Genomic DNA, 15,435 nt, shown 5'->3' with positions numbered 1-15,435 from the left:
TTCAAGTTTGATTGAAGGTCAACAGGTTCCAATGTCGAGGATTCAGGCAGATGAAGGTCGGTGAGCTGGCGCGACGCACCGGCCTTGCCGCGTCGCGCATCCGCTTCTATGAGGATGCAGGGCTGCTGGTTGTGCAGCGCCAGGCCAACGGCTACCGCGATTACCCGGAACAGGCGGTGCTGCTGCTGGAGCTGATCACGGGTGCGCAGCGCGCTGGCTTCAGCCTTGAAGAGATCCGCGCGCTGTTGCCTCCGGACATGGGCCAGTGGCAGCACGAGGCACTGATCACGATGCTGCAGCAGAAGGTGGCCGATATCGATGCGCTGCAGCTGCGGCTGGCAGAGAGCCGTGCGCACTTGCTGGCCCTGATCCAAGACATCCAGGCGCGGCCGGAGGGCATTGATTGCGCGGCCAATTCGCAGCGGGTGCTGGACCGGGTGAAGCGTGGTGAGCTGGCGCGGCCGACGCTGGCGGCCGGCGATGTGGCGATGCTGCGCCCGGATCGCCGCCGCCGCATGGGCAACGGCTGACGACCCGGCGCGGTGTTCAGTGGCTGCCTGTGACGGCGATCTTGCGCTTCTTGTCCACCATCACCGCCACGCACCACAGCAGCAGGCCGCCGATCGCGGTGGCTGCACCGACGTAGCCAGTGCTGGCCGGGCTGAAGCCGGCGCTGATCGCCATGCCACCCAGCCACGGGCCGAGCGCGTTGGCGGTATTGAAGGCGGCATGGTTGGAAGCGGCAGCCAGGGTCTGTGCTTCGCCGGCCACGTCCATCAGGCGGGTCTGCAGCACCGCAGCCAGCGCACCCATGGTGCCGACGGTGATGATCATCGGGCCGATGGTCCATACCGACTGTGCGGCCAGCGGATACAGCAGCAGCATCACGATCGACCACAGCAGCACCACCGCAGCGGCCTTGAAGTGGAACTTGTCGACCAGCCAGCCACCGGCGATGTTGCCGATGATCGCGCCGATGCCGAACACGCCCACTGCTAGTGGCATCCACGATTCGGCCACGCCGGTGACCTGCACCAGGGTCGGCGCCAGGTAGGTGAACACGCAGAACATGCCGGCGAAGCCGACCGCGCCGATCGCCAGCGCCAGCCACACCTGGGTGGTGTTGAAGGCACGCAGTTCGCGCATTGGCGAGGTGCGCACCTCTTCGGGGTCCGGCAGCAGGAAGCGCGCGATCATCGCCACGGTGGCGATGGCCAGCAGGCTGACCAGGGCGAAGGCGGTGCGCCAGCTCAGCTGCTGGCCCAGCCAGGTGGTCAGCGGGTTGCCGATCAGGATCGCGATCGACAGGCCCAGCAGCACCCGCGACATCGCCTGGCCGCGCTGGCCGGCCGGACTGATTGCGGCGGCCACCAGCATCGCCACGCCGAAGTAGGCGCCATGCGGCAGGCCGGCAACGAAACGTGCGATCAGCATCGTGCCGTAGTTCGGGGCCAGGGCGCTGGCCAGATTGCCGACGGCGTAGAAGCCCATCAGCGCCAGCAGCAGCTTGCGGCGCGGGAAACTGGCGCCGACGAAGGCCAGGATCGGCGCACCGACCACCACGCCGATGGCGTAGGCGCTGATCAGGTGGCCGACCTGGGTTTCGCTGATCGACAGGCCGCGGCTGATTTCCAGCATCAGGCCCATGCTGGCGAATTCACTGGTGCCGATGGCGAAGCCGCCCAGTGACAGGGCAAGGATGATCAGGGTGCGCTGACGGGGCGTCAGCCGCGCAGCCAGGGAAGAGTTGGGGCTCATGCGGGCGCGATGCGGGGCGGGGGAGCCGGCCATTGTACTGCTGCACCGCAACAGCAGCAGCCACGCTGGCGGTAAAACAGCGTTTGATCCGTGGGGTTGCGGCAAGCCGGGCATGGGCTCGGTACGACGGCAGGTTCGGGGCGCTGTTGTCGGCGTCCTGCATGTGATGACGACATGGCCGTCGGCATGATGCGAAACACAGGGGCTGTGGAGTGCTGGAACAAGGAGGATGTCGATGCAGGAATTCAGGCATGTGCTGGAGACGCGAGGCCGCTATCAGCTGGTAGCGGTGTCCTACGCGCCGGTGTACGCTCCGGGCGATGTGGTCGGCCATGCGGTCGTAGCCGACGATGGGGATCGTCTGACCGACCTGATGTCGCTGGCCGAAGCGCGCCAACGCCTGCAGGCACTGGTGCGTGAAGAGGGCGAGGAGCCCGGGCTGGAAAACGAAAACCACCTGCGGAAGAAGGCGTCGCGCTGGCGCCGCCGCTAGGCCGTCGCGCCCTTGTGCGCATCATGGAGGATCCGGGTGTTGCCCAGTAAGAAGTATCTGCTCATCGCCATCATCACGCTGGCGACCCTGCTGCTTGGTTTCGTGTTTTCCGGTTACCTGACCCTGTTGTTGCTGGGGCTGGACACCAAGCTGTTCACCTGGAACACCTACTATCAGTACTTCAACGCGCTCGGCCAGCCACAGGTCGCGCCCTTCGTGGGCAAGATCAAGTGGGCCGGCTATCTCGGTTTCGGCCTGCCGCTGCTGGTGCTGCTGGTGACCGGCCTGGTGCTGCTGCTGAAGAAGGACAAGCGCTCGCTGCACGGCGACGCACGCTTTGCCACCAGCGCCGACCTGTCCAAGCACGGCATGTTCAAGAAGACCGGCCAGAGCATCGTGGTCGGCAGTCATGGTGGCAAGCTGGTGCGGCTGGACGGCCAGCAGTTCGTGATCCTGGCCGCGCCGACCCGCTCGGGCAAGGGCGTGGGCGTCGTCATCCCGAACCTGCTGGAGTACGGCGAATCGCTGGTGGTGCTGGACATCAAGCAGGAGAACTTCGACCTGACCAGCGGCTGGCGTGCCAGCCAGGGCCAGGAGATCTACCTGTTCAATCCCTTCGCCGAAGACCGCCGCACGCATCGCTGGAATCCGCTCAGCTACGTCTCCGACGACCCGGCGTTCCGCGTTTCGGACCTGATGAGCATCGCCGCGATGCTGTATCCGGATGGTGCCGAGGACCAGAAATTCTGGGTCAGCCAGGCGCGCAATGCGTTCATGGCCTTCACCCTGTATCTGTTCGAGAACTGGGATGACGAGCGCAGCAGTGGCTTCCCGGGCGGCTCGGGCACGCCCACCCTGGGCGCTGTCTACCGGTTGTCATCGGGTGACGGCAGCGATCTGAAGAAGTACCTCAAAGCCTTGTCGGAGCGGTCGTTCCTCAGTTCCAACGCGCGCTCGGCGTTTGCCAACATGCTGTCCCAGGCCGATGAGACCTTCGCCTCGATCCTGGGTACCTTCAAGGAACCGCTCAACGCCTGGATCAACCCGGTGCTGGACAAGGCCACCAGCAGCAACGACTTCCTGCTGACCGATGTCCGCAAGAAGAAGATGACCATCTACATCGGCATCCAGCCCAACAAGCTGGCCGAGAGCCGCCTGATCATCAACCTGTTCTTCAGCCAGCTGATCAACCTCAACACCAAGGAACTGCCCAAGTCCAACCCGGACCTGAAGTACCAGTGCCTGCTGCTGATGGACGAATTCACCTCGATCGGCAAGGTCGAGATCATCGCCTCGGCGGTGTCCTACATGGCCGGCTACAACATCCGCCTGCTGCCGATCATCCAGAGCATGTCCCAGCTCGATGCCACCTACGGGCGGGAGGTGTCGCGCACGATCATCACCAACCACGCGCTGCAGATCCTGTACGCGCCGCGTGAGCAGCAGGACGCCAACGACTACTCGGACATGCTGGGTTACACCACCATCCGCAAGAAGAACGTCACCCATGCCCGCGAGAAGACCCACAGCTTCACCGAGGAGCGGCGCGCACTGATGCTGCCGCAGGAGCTGAAGGCGATGGGGCCGGACAAGGAAGTGTTCCTCTACGAGGGCATACCGCATCCTGTGAAGTGCGACAAGATCCGCTACTACAAGGATCGCTACTTCACCTCGCGATTGCTGCCGAAAGTGGATGTTCCGATGCTTAACGTCTAATTCACGACGCTAAATTTGTGACGTGGATTCACATTCATTGACGTGAATTCGTGAGCTGAGTCAAAAAAACATCATCTGTTCATAGAAATTCAGACTTGTCTGACATGGAATTGACGCGCGGTTGTGCGACCCTGTGTTCGTCATCCAGAAATGTGTGCTGGGTGTCAAATGTTGTAGAGCAGGGTGGCCAGGAGTTTGTGCCATGGAAACAAGGATGGTTTCGACGTTGGAGATGTGTGCGGGTGTGTCGTCGGCAATGACTGACGGCCCCGTCACCTGGTTGGCAGCTTTCGGGCTGCAGGGGAACCGGGGCAGGTGTGCTGCGAGCCAGCGCGTCTTCCCGTTTCCGGTGCGCGTGATGCGGCGCCGGACGACCAGGGAGCCAATGTTCGGGACTGCTTTTTCGTACGTCAAAGTGAAGCCCGTATGAATCAGGCGTTTATCGCGAAAATATCCGTCGCCGCAGTCGCGGCGCTGATGGTGGCAGGGTGTGCCACCAAGTCCGCTCCCGATTTCGGAGGGCGCTGGAAGCCGGTCAACCGTTTCGCTGCGGCGACGACCGAGATCCCGCTGTACTCCAGCTACGTCTACCAGGCTTCGCCGATGGATGGCACGCTCAAAGCCATGCTCGAGCGCTGGGCCAAGGATTCCGGGCGCACGCTGGACTACCGCCTCAGCTCGGACTTCACGCTGTACGGCGCAGTCTCGAACATCGACACCACCAATGCACAGCAGGCCGTGATCGATCTCACCGCGGCCTATGCGACGCAGGGAATCTCCGTCTCCATCGTTGGCAACCAGATCGTTGTGCAGAGCGCTGGCGCGACGCCGACCGCGTCGGCGCAGGGCGCTGATTCCAACAGCGGCACCTGAGTCCACCTCGAAACCATCGAACGTGCCGCTCCCCGCGCCTGTCGCAGGGGCTTCACGCCCATTGATGTTTCAGCAGTACGGAAGAATCCATGTTCCGCAAGAAGGATCCCGGCAACAGTCCCAAGGTCGAGCAGTCGGTCGCCAAGGCGGTCAGCTACGAGATCACCGTGGCCGACATGGCGCGTCGCAGCGAGCGTCGTGCCTGGTGGGTCGCCACGGGCTCGCTGTTGATGTCGCTGGCATTGGCCGGTGGCTACTACTACATGCTGCCTCTGAAGGAGAAGGTGCCGTTCCTGGTGATGGCCGACGCGTACACGGGTACCGCGACGGTCGCGCGCCTGAGTGGCACCTTCCAGGGCGAGACCATCACCAGCAACGAAGCGATCAATCGCAGCAATGTGGCCCAGTACGTGCTGGCGCGCGAGTCGTACGACTCGGCGGTGATGGGCCTGCGCGATTGGGAGCTGGTGTTCGTGATGTCCACCGATCCGGTGGCGCAGTCGATGCGCGTGCGTTATGCCGGAAACAATCCACAGAACCCGTTCGTCATGTACGGCCGCGAGCGCGCCATCCGGGTCAAGATCCTCAGCATCACGCCGCTGGGTGCTGAGCCGAATGGCAGCTTCCGCGGTGCTTCGGTGCGTATCCAGCGCAGCCTGCTGGACAAGCGTACCGGCGTTGCCACTTATCTGGACAACCAGCTGGTGACGATGCGCTTCGGCTACAACCAGAACCTGGCGCTGTCCGAACAGGATCGCATCCTCAATCCGCTGGCCTTCCAGGTCACCGAGTACCGAGTCGACAACGATTATTCGCGTGGCGTACCGGTGCCGGATGACGGCGCCATGCAGGCACAGGCGCAGCAGGCAGCACAGGCCGCGCAGCAGGCCCAGGCGGCCTACGATCCCAATAATCCGGCCGCAGCCACGATGATCGATCCGGCCACCGGCCAGCCGGTCGCCGTTCCGGCCAATGGCCAGGTGCCGGGTCAGCCCGTGCAGGGCCAGCCGGTACAGGGGCAACCGATGCCGGCGCAGCCGGTGCCGGGTCAAGCAACACCGGGGCAGGCCATGCCCGGTCAGCCGGCCATGAGGCCGGCGCAGAACAATTCCACCGGAACTGCTGATGGAGCAAGCAACCGATGAGTAGTCGAAATATCAGGGGAAGCGCACTGGTGCTGCTGTCGATGTTGTCGCTGTTGTTTTCAGCAGCGGCGATGGCGCAGGCGGTGGACCACTACGAGTACGAGAAGGACCGCATCTATCCGGTTCGCACCGGCCTGGGCCTGACCACCCAGATCGAACTGAGCCCGAACGAGAAGATCCTCGACTACAGCACCGGCTTCAGCAGCGGCTGGGAACTGACCCGTCGCGAAAACGTGTTCTACATCAAGCCGAAGAACGTCGACGTCGACACCAACATGATGGTGCGCACCGAGACTCATTCCTACATCTTCGAGCTGAAGGTGGTGGCCACTGATTGGCGCCAGCTGGAACAGGCCCGTCGTGCAGGCGTGCAGTACAAGATTGCCTTCGTCTATCCCAACGACACCGTGTTCGGCGTCGCCCAGGAGGCGGTCGAGGAAGAGGCCAAGCCGCTGTTGAGCTCTGAACTGGCCAAGGACCGCCAGTACAACTTCAACTACTCCTATTCGACCAGCAAGGCGAAAAAGATGGGGTGGTTGATCCCGGTCAACGCCTACGACGATGGCCGCTTCACCTATCTGAAGCTGCCGAACTCGCCGGAATACAAGACCGGCATATTCCCGGCCGTGTTCGGCCGTGAAACGGAATACGGTGAAGACTTCGTGGTCAACACCACGGTTGAAGGCAATACGCTGATCGTGCACGGGACGCACCCGTACCTGGTCATCCGCCATGGCGACTTCGTCGTCGGCCTGCGAAGGAACGTGAAGAAATGAGCCAGCAGAACACTCCCGGAAACGACCCGAACAACGGACGCGACGAGAGCCAGAGCCCGTACGGCGCACAGGGTGCCCCGGACGCGCCGTCGAATCCGTACTTCGGCACGACCCAGGCTGAGCCTGCGCCGGATCTGGATGCGGCCGCGCCGCAGCTGCGCTCGGCCGAAGAACAGCGGTTGAACCGCAAGGCGCTGCTGTTCCTCGGTGGCATCGTGCTGCTGCTGATGGCAATGGGCTTCCTGCTGTTCCGCAAGGGCCAGGATAGTGATGACGCCGTGCAGAAGGTGCCGGATGTCGCACGTGCCAGCACGCCGACACTGCCGGACGTTGCGCCGCCTCCGCAGGCGCCGCCGACTGCCGCCGAACCGATTCCGATGCTTCCGCCGATGTCGCAGGACGAAGGTCCGAAGCTGGTGCCCATCGCATCCCGGCCGGAAGCCATGGAACCCCGTGGGCCGACGCTGGTCGAGCGCCGGATGGCTGGCGTGGATGATGCCGCGCTTGCCGCAGGCAATCGCGCGCAACCGCAGCGCAGTGCGATCGACGAGCAGACCCGCCAGGCGCTGCTTGCGAACATGATGCCCAACCAGCAGGGGCAGCAGAAGATCCGCCGTGGGCCGGACGTGGAAGACGTCTCCAGTGCCACCTACATCCAAAGCCCCGATGCCCTGCTGGTGCGCGGCACCTACCTGCGATGCGTGCTGGAAACCCGCATCATCACCGATCTCGCCGGCTATACCTCGTGCCTGCTGACCGAGCCGGTGTACTCGATCAATGGTCGCAACCTGCTGCTGCCCAAGGGCTCCAAGATCTATGGCGCCTACGGCGGCGGTCCGATCGGCAAGCGTGTGGAAGTGATCTGGGATCGCATCACCACCCCCAATGGTATCGACGTTGCGATGTCCAGCCCGGGCGTGGATCAGCTGGGCGGCGCCGGTCATCCGGGCCAGTACAGCGCGCACTGGGGCAGCCGTATCGCCTCAGCGCTGATGATCAGCCTGATTTCCGATGCCTTCAAGTACGCAGCCGCCGAGCATGGTCCGGAGACGACCACCATCGCCAACAACGGCATGACTGTGCAGTCGCCCTATGAGAGCGCTACCGCTCGCACGATGGAGCGCCTGGCTAACGAGGCACTCAGCAGCAATCGTCGTCCGCCGACTGTCACCATCAATCAGGGCACGATCGTGAACGTCTACGTTGCCAAGGACGTCGACTTCACCAACGTGCTCCACCCCCGCCGGTAACCCAACGAACGATCATGGACGCCGAAGTGTCACCCCTCGCCCTCGTCTCCAGCGATTTCCTGCGCTATCAGTACGAAGTGCTGGGCATCGCCGAGTACATGACTTCCCCGGAAGTGACGGAAATCTGCATCAACCGTCCCGGTGAGCTGTACCTGGAAACCCGGGCGGGGTGGCAGCGGGTAGACGTGCCGAGCCTGACCTTCGAGCGGGCCCGGCAGTTCTGCACGGCGGTGGTGAACGAGAGCAACACCGGCCAACGCATCACCGATGCTGATCCAGTGGTCTCGCTCACGTTCCCCACCGGCCAGCGTGCGCAGTTCGTGATTCCGCCGGCGTGCGATGCAGGGAAGGTGTCGATCACCATCCGCCTGCCTTCCAAGCACACCAAGTCGCTCAGCCAGTATCACGAAGATGGGTTCTTCAACCAGATTCTGGAAAGCGATGGCAGCATCAGCGAGCAGGATCGCGAACTGCTGGAGCTGCGTCAGCAGCGCGAGTACGCCGAGTTCTTCCGGCGTGCGGTGATGTACCGCAAGAACATCGTGGTGTCCGGTGCGACCGGTAGCGGCAAGACCACCTTCATGAAAGCGCTGGTCAATCATATCCCGGACAACGAGCGCCTGGTCACGATCGAGGACGCACGCGAGCTGTTTCTGACCCAACCCAATGTGGTGCACCTGCTGTACTCCAAGGGAGGGCAGAGCACCAGCAATGTCAGCGCAAAGAGTTGCATGGAAGCCTGCCTGCGCATGAAGCCAGAACGCATCATCCTGGCCGAGCTGCGCGGTGACGAGGCGTTCTACTTCATCCGCAACTGCGCATCGGGCCACCCGGGCTCGATCACCAGTTGCCATGCCGGTAGCCCGGAGCAGACCTGGGATCAGCTGGCGCTGATGGTGAAGGCCTCGGCCGAGGGTTCGGGCCTGGAGTTCAACGTGATCAAGCGACTGTTGATGATGACCATCGACATCGTCGTGCATATCAAGGCGCATGCCGGCTCGCGCTACATCACCGGCATCGACTTCAATCCTGGGCGTGCCCAGGGGCAGGAGGGCTGACCAATGCTGCCAGGACTGGAAATGATGGCGTGCCCGGAGATGGCCGTCTCGATGGACGTGATGCAGCACGTCATCAACGTGGAATCGTCGCGCAACCCCTATGCCATCGGCGTGGTCGGCGGCGCCCTGGTGCGCCAGCCCAAGGCCCTCGACGAGGCGCTGGCCACCGTTCGCATGCTGGAGGAGAAGGGCTACAACTTCTCCATTGGCCTGGCCCAGGTCAACCGTTACAACCTGGGCAAGTACGGGCTGGATTCCTACGAGAAGGCCTTCCAGCAGTGCCCGAACCTGCAGGCTGGTTCGCGCATCCTCGCCGATTGCTACAAGCGCTCCGGTGGTGACTGGGGCAAGTCGTTCAGCTGCTACTACTCGGGAAATTTCGAGACCGGCTTCCGCCATGGCTATGTGCAGAAGGTCTACGACTCGATGCGCCGCGGGCAGCAGCTTGCCACCAATGGTGTTGCGCCGATCGACGTGGTGAGTCGCGGTGAACGCCGCAGCGTGAAGGTCGAGCATCATCCGCAGCTGGCCTCTCCGGCGCAGGCCCGCATCGTTGCGCAGTCCAATGGCCCGGTGTACGTGCCGTCGGAAGACCCGGCACGTGCGTATGTCGTGTATCCCTCCACCGGTGCGATGGCGCGGGGCAGCCTGCTGAACATCGCCGACCAGGCGCTGTCCAAGGTAGTGCTGGGTTCGGTGGACCGGATGATGCAGCCACAGCCGCAGCCCACCCAAGGGGCCACGTATCCGCAGCAACAGGCCGGTGGCATGCCGCAGCAGCTGCCTCAGCCGGGTCCGGCGCAGGCAATGGCCATGCCGCAGCAGTTGCCGGGCGCTGCCGGCGCCGGCAACGAGGGGCCCGTGATGCTGCGCCCTTGGAGCGAGCGCAATCAGCCTGTGGCCGGTGGCGAAAATTCATTCAACGCACCGGTGCAGGCTGCACCGGTGCAGCAGATTCCCGCAGGGGATGCGGCCTTCGTGTTCTGACGAAGTCGTGGTTCGGCCGGGCGCCTGCCAGGCCAATTCAGTTGTGTTAGTCCATCAACAAGGAAATCAATCCATGAAGCGATCCAATCTCGACCTCGTCCAGGCCCAGCGCACGCTGAAGACCCTGCTGATGGCCACGATCTTCGTCGGTGCCATGTTCGCCCCGCAGGTGTTCGCCACCAACACCGACTTCGGCGGCACCGACAAGAAGGTCTGCGGTTTCTTCTCCAACATCAACGGCCTGCTGAACATGGCCTCGATCGCCGTGGTGACCATTGCGGTGATCTTCGCCGGCTACCAGATCGCTTTTGCGCACAAGCGCATCGGTGACGTCGCGCCGATCCTGATCGGTGGCGTGCTGATCGGTGCCGCCGGCCAGATTGCGCGCATGCTGCTGGGTGAAGGCAGCGACGGCAAGTGCGGTGCTGGCACCAGCACCACCTACTACCTGATCAACAACGCGATCCAGTACTACCGTGCATAAGAATGTCGTGTTCCGCGGCTGCACGCGTCCAGCGATGTTCCTGGGCGTGCCCTACCTGCCATTCTTCATGGTGGCAGGCGGGCTGTTGCTGCTCAGCATGTACACGAACTTCTGGTTCCTGCTCACCATTCCGGTGGCGGTCTTCATCATGCGGCACATGGCCAAGCGTGACGAAATGATCTTCCGGCTGCTGGGCCTGCGCCTGATGTTCAAGCTGAAGGTGCGCAACGTGCAGGAGCACGATGGCATGTGGGTGCTCAACCCCAACCATTACCGCAACAAGCCGGCCCGAATGGATTGAGGTCCGGATCCGGCCTGGCGGGCATCCGCGCCCGCCAGGTCTCTTGAAACTCCTTGGCAGTACCTCTCTGGAAGCAGTCGTATGTTCAGCCCTGACACCTCCATCAGTGAGTTCATTCCGTTGTCGTCGCATGTTGCCCCGAACGTGGTCAAGACCACGGGCGGTGACTATCTGCTGACCTGGCATCTGGAAGGGCTGCCTTTCGTCGGCCGCGAGGAGTGGGAGCTCGAGCATCGTCACAACACGTTCAACCGTCTGCTGCAGACATTGCGCGCACCCGACTTCGTCAACGTTGCCTTCTGGGTGCATGACATCCGTCGTCGCCGCACGTTGAAGGGCAAGAGCAACTACAAGCAGCGCTTCAACCAGGACGTGTCAGATCAGTACATGGGCATGCTGTCCTCGCAGCGCATCATGCAGAACGAGCTGTACCTGACCATGATCTATCGCCCGGTGGTGGCGGGTAAACGCTTCGTCGAAAAGTCGGCGAACGTGGAGAAGCTCCGCGCCGAGCAGGAGCAGGCGGTCGAGAAGCTGATGGAACTGGCCGGCAACGTCGAGGCCGTGATCCGCGACTACGCGCCGTATCGCCTGGGCATGTACGAAGCCAAGAACGGTGTGGTGTTCTCGGAAACGCTGGAGCTGTTCGGCTACCTGATCAATCGCATCGATGAGCCGGTGCCGGTGCTGTCGGCGCCGATCAAGGATTACCTGCCTGTCAGCCGCCACATGTTCTCGGCCAAGACCGGCGATTTTGCGATCAACACCCCCAATGGCGCCAACCATTTTGGCGCCATCCTGAACATCAAGGAGTATGCCGAGGGGACCTACCCGGGCATCCTCAACGGCCTGAAGTACCTGGATTACGAGTACGTCATCACCCATTCGTTCAGCCCGATGGGGCGTCAGGATGCGCTGAAGGTGCTCGACCGCACCAAGGGCATGATGATCTCCTCCGGCGACAAGGCGGTCAGCCAGATCGTCGAGCTGGACCAGGCCATGGATCAGCTGTCGTCGGGCAACTTCGTGCTGGGTGAATACCACTTCATCATGGCGGTCTACGGCGACACGCAGGCCAAGCTTTCGCAGAACGTCGCCTCGACCCGTGCCGAGCTGTCAAACGCCGGATTCGTGTCGACCAAGGAAGACCTGGCGGTTACCTCGTCCTTCTATTCGCAGCTGCCGGGTAACTGGCGCTACCGCACTCGCCTGGCCAATGTCAGTTCGCTGAACTTCCTGGGCCTGTCGCCGCTGCACAACTTCGCCACCGGCAAGCAGCACAACAATCCGTGGGGCGACTGCGTCACCACGCTGCAGACCACCAACGGCCAGCCGTACTACTTCAATTTCCACGCGACCCATCCGTCGGAAAACTCGCTGGGCGAGAAGGCGATCGCCAACACCATGGTGATCGGCAAGTCCGGTACCGGTAAGACCGCGCTGATCAACTTCCTGCTCAGCCAGGTGCAGAAGTACGAGCCGTCGCCGACCATCTTCTTCTTCGACAAGGACCGCGGTGCTGAGATCTTCGTGCGGGCCTGCGGAGGTAACTATCTGGCCCTGGAGAACGGCGCGCCGACCGGCTTCAACCCGTTCCAGTGCGAGAACAACGAAGCCAACGTGCAGTTCCTGGCCGACCTGATCAAGGTGCTGGCCGGCAAGCGCGAGTACAGCGCCCGCGAGGAAGAAGACATCTACCGCGCCGTGGAAAGCATGCTCGATACGCCGATGCATCTGCGCAGCATGACCAACTTCCAGAAGAGCCTGCCCAACATGGGCGACGATGGCCTCTACGCGCGCATGCGCCGTTGGACCTCGGGCAATTCGCTGGGCTGGGTGTTCGACAATCCCGTGGATACCGTTGACCTGAGCAAGGCCAACATCATCGGCTTCGACTACACCGACATCATCGACAACCCTGAAGTGCGCGTGCCGGTCATTAATTACCTGCTGCACCGCCTGGAGTCGCTGATCGACGGCCGTCCACTGATCTATGTGATGGACGAGTTCTGGAAGATCCTGGATGGCGAGGGTGGCCTGAAGGAGTTCGCGAAGAACAAGCAGAAGACCATCCGTAAGCAGAATGGTCTCGGCATCTTTGCCACACAGAGCCCGGAGGACGCGCTGAAGAGTGATATCTCCGCCGCCCTGATCGAGCAGACCGCTACCCTGATCCTGCTGCCGAACCCGAATGCCAGCAAGAGCGACTACATGGATGGCCTGAAGTTGACCGAGGCCGAGTTCAATGTGGTTACCGCCTTGGACGAGCGCTCGCGTTGCTTCCTGGTCAAGCAGGGTCATGCGTCCAGTGTCTGCCAGCTCAACCTGCGCGGCATGGACGACATCCTGTCGGTGATCTCGGCGTCGACCGACAACATCGACATCATGCATCGTGTCCTGCAGACCGCCGCCGTGCGTGCACGTGTGACGGTGGATGAGCTGACGCCGGAACAGTGGCTGGAAGATTTCTACAAGAACCGCAAGGGCTCCGGAAAGCCCGCATCCAACAGTAAGGAGGTTGCAGCATGACTGTCGCAACAGACGTGAACGCAGCAAGCCCCTTGAATTCGATGGAGAAGAACATGGAAACCACTGCCCGTACTGCCAAGACGCCGAGTGCAGTCTCCCGGCTCCGTTCCACCGCCATGGCGATTTCCGTCGCCGCATTGCTCAGCTTCCCCGTGAAGGGATACACCATCCCGGTGGTTGAGGTTGGCTTGAATACCTTCAACAGCACGCTGACTGAGGTCCATACGCTTGCCGCTCAGGGGGAAGCCCTGCTTGAGTACAGTACCCAGGCGCAACGGTTTCTGGAAACAACTCAGAACTGGGCGCAGAAGCTGGCGAAGTTCAATCAGATCATCGCCTCGCCACTGATGCCTCAAGGCGTGAAGCTGGAGCCGGTTCCGCTTGAGTGGAATGTCGCCGAGCGCTGCGGCGCCGGCAATATCATGAGCCTGAGCGGTATCCTCACTGCGTTGGACTTGAGCCCGGGTGGGGACATCATCGCCCAGCAGCGCAACATCTGCGCTGCAATCCAGGTCATGGAGAATCAGAAGTACAACGAGACCGTGGAAGTTGTGCAGAAGACGATGCCCGACATGCGCAAGGTGCTGGACAGGATCAAGGATATCCGCGATCTGTGGAGCGGCGAGGGTGCGATGGCAGAGGCCTCGGCGAATGCAGTCGTTTCTGACGCCTATATGCAGGCGGATTTTGCGACCTGGGAAAAGAAGACTGAAGGGTATGACAAGCAGATTCAGGCGCTGACCAAGATGCAGCAGATTCTTGCGCAGCGCGCATTGAAGGGTACCGGTCAGTCACCTCTCGGTACCGTAGTGAAGGCCGCGGCACTGAAGGCAGCGCTCTCCAACTGATTAGACGCTGCTCCGGTCGAGCTGCAATCACATTCTAGGTGAAGTTATGGATCTTGGGCTGATGGATGGCATGTCGGGGCAAGGCCCCCTGCACATGCTGCAGAATCTGCACGCGTCATCCTCAATTGGTGACTTTGTGTTCTTCCGGCTGATCCTCGATTACCTGCATAAGGAAATCGCGGAGTACGGCGTAAAGCTGCTTGGACGCATGATGGCGTGGGTCGGTGGCATTGCACTGACTCTCATGACGCTCTGGGTGCTGATTCAGGGTTTCCGGATCGCCACCGGTCGCAGCCGCGATTCGATGATGGTGCTCGTGACCAACATGGCCAAGGCCGCGCTGATCGTGTCGGTTGCCACGACCATGGGTATGTTCGGTCGCGAGATGCATGGCTTTCTCATCAATGACGTGAAGAACGAGATCACTTACGTCGTGACCGGGAAGAAGGACTCACCGGAGGATCTGATCGATGAGAACCTGGGCTACATGCAGCTGGCGCTATCCAGCGTTGACGCGCTGGACGTGATGAGCGACGTGACGCTGGACAACGCGAAGACCCGTGCCATGTGGTTCATTGGCATGGGCACGGGTGGTCCAGCAGTCACAGCTGGCTCAATGCTTTTGCTGTATGAGGTCGCGCTGGCGTTGTTCATCGGCCTGGGGCCATTGTTCATCCTGTGCTTGCTGTTTGACCAGACCAAGCAGCTGTTCCAGAAGTGGCTGCTCTACGGCATAGGCACGATGTTCTCCATGGCGGTTCTGGCAGCGATGACCGGCATCGCGATGAAGATGGTGTCCAAGGTTGCGTTCGCCTTCTGGGGAAGCACGTTGACGGGCACGCTGATGGGTCAGAATTTCAGTGAAGGTATGTCGAGCATGGCACTGCAGCAAGGCGGCATGGGCCTGATCCTGACCACGCTGATTCTGACTGCGCCCCCAATGGCGGCGATGTTCTTCCAGGGAACATTGGGCAGCTTCATGGCATATTCGCAGATAGGCGGCAGCGCAGTACCGGCATCGCCGGGCCCGAATGGTCAGCCGCCGGGTTCGACGGGCGGGCAGAGTTACAGGCCCCAAGCCCCCGCGGGAGAAGGTGGAGGTTCACCCATGGGAATGCAGGTAGCGAACCCTAGGTTGCACGTCGGCCCGGATTCCGCGACACATTCTCCAGGCCTTAGGGGTAACGCTGGTACGGGTGTAGCTTGAATTGGATGAT

Annotated in this window: 15 protein-coding genes; 14 read left to right on the top strand and 1 reads right to left on the bottom strand. The window is 62.1% G+C overall.

Going from position 1 to position 15,435, the window contains the following annotated elements; translation table 11 throughout:
- Positions 1–50 precede the first annotated feature (50 nt).
- Complete coding sequence (locus SMAL_RS12505; protein WP_012511446.1) at positions 51–530, top strand: MerR family transcriptional regulator; 480 nt, start codon at positions 51–53, stop codon at positions 528–530.
- 16 nt (positions 531–546) lie between these two features.
- Here the strand turns inward: SMAL_RS12505 and SMAL_RS12500 are convergent, their stop codons facing one another.
- Positions 547–1,758 (bottom strand): MFS transporter, encoded by a 1,212-nt coding sequence (locus SMAL_RS12500; protein WP_041864546.1) that lies wholly within the window; start codon positions 1,756–1,758, stop codon positions 547–549.
- Positions 1,759–1,993: 235 nt separating this feature from the next.
- On the opposite strand from SMAL_RS12500, the gene SMAL_RS12495 reads away from it, so the two are divergent.
- The 13 genes from SMAL_RS12495 (at position 1,994) to SMAL_RS12430 (ending at position 15,425) form a co-directional block, all read left to right on the top strand.
- A complete protein-coding gene (locus SMAL_RS12495; protein ID WP_006374755.1) occupies positions 1,994–2,251 on the top strand; it encodes a hypothetical protein in 258 nt (85 codons plus the stop codon).
- Between the two features lie 36 nt (positions 2,252–2,287).
- On the top strand, positions 2,288–3,967 hold the full coding sequence (locus tag SMAL_RS12490; RefSeq protein ID WP_012511444.1) for a type IV secretory system conjugative DNA transfer family protein: 1,680 nt from the start codon (positions 2,288–2,290) through the stop codon (positions 3,965–3,967).
- Between the two features lie 426 nt (positions 3,968–4,393).
- The gene (locus SMAL_RS12480) at positions 4,394–4,840 is read left to right on the top strand and encodes a hypothetical protein (protein WP_006374753.1); all 447 of its coding nucleotides are present in this window, start codon (positions 4,394–4,396) and stop codon (positions 4,838–4,840) included.
- 89 nt (positions 4,841–4,929) lie between these two features.
- The gene (locus SMAL_RS12475; RefSeq protein WP_012511442.1) at positions 4,930–5,985 is read left to right on the top strand and encodes a VirB8 family type IV secretion system protein; all 1,056 of its coding nucleotides are present in this window, start codon (positions 4,930–4,932) and stop codon (positions 5,983–5,985) included.
- Positions 5,982–6,761, top strand: a complete 780-nt coding sequence (locus SMAL_RS12470; protein ID WP_012511441.1) for a TrbG/VirB9 family P-type conjugative transfer protein — start codon at positions 5,982–5,984, stop codon at positions 6,759–6,761. Before SMAL_RS12475 ends, SMAL_RS12470 begins: the two co-directional genes overlap by 4 nt.
- Positions 6,758–8,011: a TrbI/VirB10 family protein gene (locus tag SMAL_RS12465; protein WP_012511440.1), complete on the top strand. Its 1,254-nt coding sequence runs from the start codon at positions 6,758–6,760 to the stop codon at positions 8,009–8,011. Before SMAL_RS12470 ends, SMAL_RS12465 begins: the two co-directional genes overlap by 4 nt.
- 14 nt (positions 8,012–8,025) lie before the next feature.
- A complete protein-coding gene (virB11, locus tag SMAL_RS12460) occupies positions 8,026–9,069 on the top strand; it encodes a P-type DNA transfer ATPase VirB11 (RefSeq protein WP_012511439.1) in 1,044 nt (347 codons plus the stop codon).
- Between the two features lie 3 nt (positions 9,070–9,072).
- Complete coding sequence (locus tag SMAL_RS21335; RefSeq protein WP_012511438.1) at positions 9,073–10,056, top strand: lytic transglycosylase domain-containing protein; 984 nt, start codon at positions 9,073–9,075, stop codon at positions 10,054–10,056.
- Positions 10,057–10,129: 73 nt separating this feature from the next.
- A complete protein-coding gene (locus SMAL_RS12450; protein WP_012511437.1) occupies positions 10,130–10,540 on the top strand; it encodes a TrbC/VirB2 family protein in 411 nt (136 codons plus the stop codon).
- A complete protein-coding gene (locus SMAL_RS12445) occupies positions 10,533–10,841 on the top strand; it encodes a VirB3 family type IV secretion system protein (protein WP_006374695.1) in 309 nt (102 codons plus the stop codon). The genes SMAL_RS12450 and SMAL_RS12445 overlap by 8 nt, the downstream gene beginning before the upstream one ends.
- Positions 10,842–10,922: 81 nt before the next feature.
- Complete coding sequence (locus SMAL_RS12440; RefSeq protein WP_012511436.1) at positions 10,923–13,370, top strand: VirB4 family type IV secretion/conjugal transfer ATPase; 2,448 nt, start codon at positions 10,923–10,925, stop codon at positions 13,368–13,370.
- Positions 13,367–14,218: a hypothetical protein gene (locus tag SMAL_RS12435; RefSeq protein ID WP_010484866.1), complete on the top strand. Its 852-nt coding sequence runs from the start codon at positions 13,367–13,369 to the stop codon at positions 14,216–14,218. The genes SMAL_RS12440 and SMAL_RS12435 overlap by 4 nt, the downstream gene beginning before the upstream one ends.
- Before the next feature lie 61 nt (positions 14,219–14,279).
- Entirely contained in the window at positions 14,280–15,425 is a 1,146-nt protein-coding gene (locus tag SMAL_RS12430; protein ID WP_041864545.1) for a TrbL/VirB6 family protein, read from the top strand.
- Positions 15,426–15,435: the final 10 nt, after the last annotated feature.

Origin of the sequence: Stenotrophomonas maltophilia R551-3 (assembly GCF_000020665.1) — a bacterium.
Taxonomy (GTDB): Bacteria; Pseudomonadota; Gammaproteobacteria; order Xanthomonadales; family Xanthomonadaceae; genus Stenotrophomonas; species Stenotrophomonas maltophilia_L.
Note: the sequence above shows the minus strand (reverse complement) of the source record. Positions and strands in the feature narration are given on the sequence as shown.

Coding starts and splice junctions, on each gene's coding strand:
- SMAL_RS12505 (WP_012511446.1), top strand. CDS start 51: ATGAAGGTCGGTGAGCTGGCGCGACGCACCGGCCTTGCCGCGTCGCGC.
- SMAL_RS12500 (WP_041864546.1), bottom strand. CDS start 1,758: ATGAGCCCCAACTCTTCCCTGGCTGCGCGGCTGACGCCCCGTCAGCGC.
- SMAL_RS12495 (WP_006374755.1), top strand. CDS start 1,994: ATGCAGGAATTCAGGCATGTGCTGGAGACGCGAGGCCGCTATCAGCTG.
- SMAL_RS12480 (WP_006374753.1), top strand. CDS start 4,394: ATGAATCAGGCGTTTATCGCGAAAATATCCGTCGCCGCAGTCGCGGCG.
- SMAL_RS12475 (WP_012511442.1), top strand. CDS start 4,930: ATGTTCCGCAAGAAGGATCCCGGCAACAGTCCCAAGGTCGAGCAGTCG.
- SMAL_RS12470 (WP_012511441.1), top strand. CDS start 5,982: ATGAGTAGTCGAAATATCAGGGGAAGCGCACTGGTGCTGCTGTCGATG.
- SMAL_RS12465 (WP_012511440.1), top strand. CDS start 6,758: ATGAGCCAGCAGAACACTCCCGGAAACGACCCGAACAACGGACGCGAC.
- virB11 (WP_012511439.1), top strand. CDS start 8,026: ATGGACGCCGAAGTGTCACCCCTCGCCCTCGTCTCCAGCGATTTCCTG.
- SMAL_RS21335 (WP_012511438.1), top strand. CDS start 9,073: ATGCTGCCAGGACTGGAAATGATGGCGTGCCCGGAGATGGCCGTCTCG.
- SMAL_RS12450 (WP_012511437.1), top strand. CDS start 10,130: ATGAAGCGATCCAATCTCGACCTCGTCCAGGCCCAGCGCACGCTGAAG.
- SMAL_RS12440 (WP_012511436.1), top strand. CDS start 10,923: ATGTTCAGCCCTGACACCTCCATCAGTGAGTTCATTCCGTTGTCGTCG.
- SMAL_RS12435 (WP_010484866.1), top strand. CDS start 13,367: ATGACTGTCGCAACAGACGTGAACGCAGCAAGCCCCTTGAATTCGATG.
- SMAL_RS12430 (WP_041864545.1), top strand. CDS start 14,280: ATGGATGGCATGTCGGGGCAAGGCCCCCTGCACATGCTGCAGAATCTG.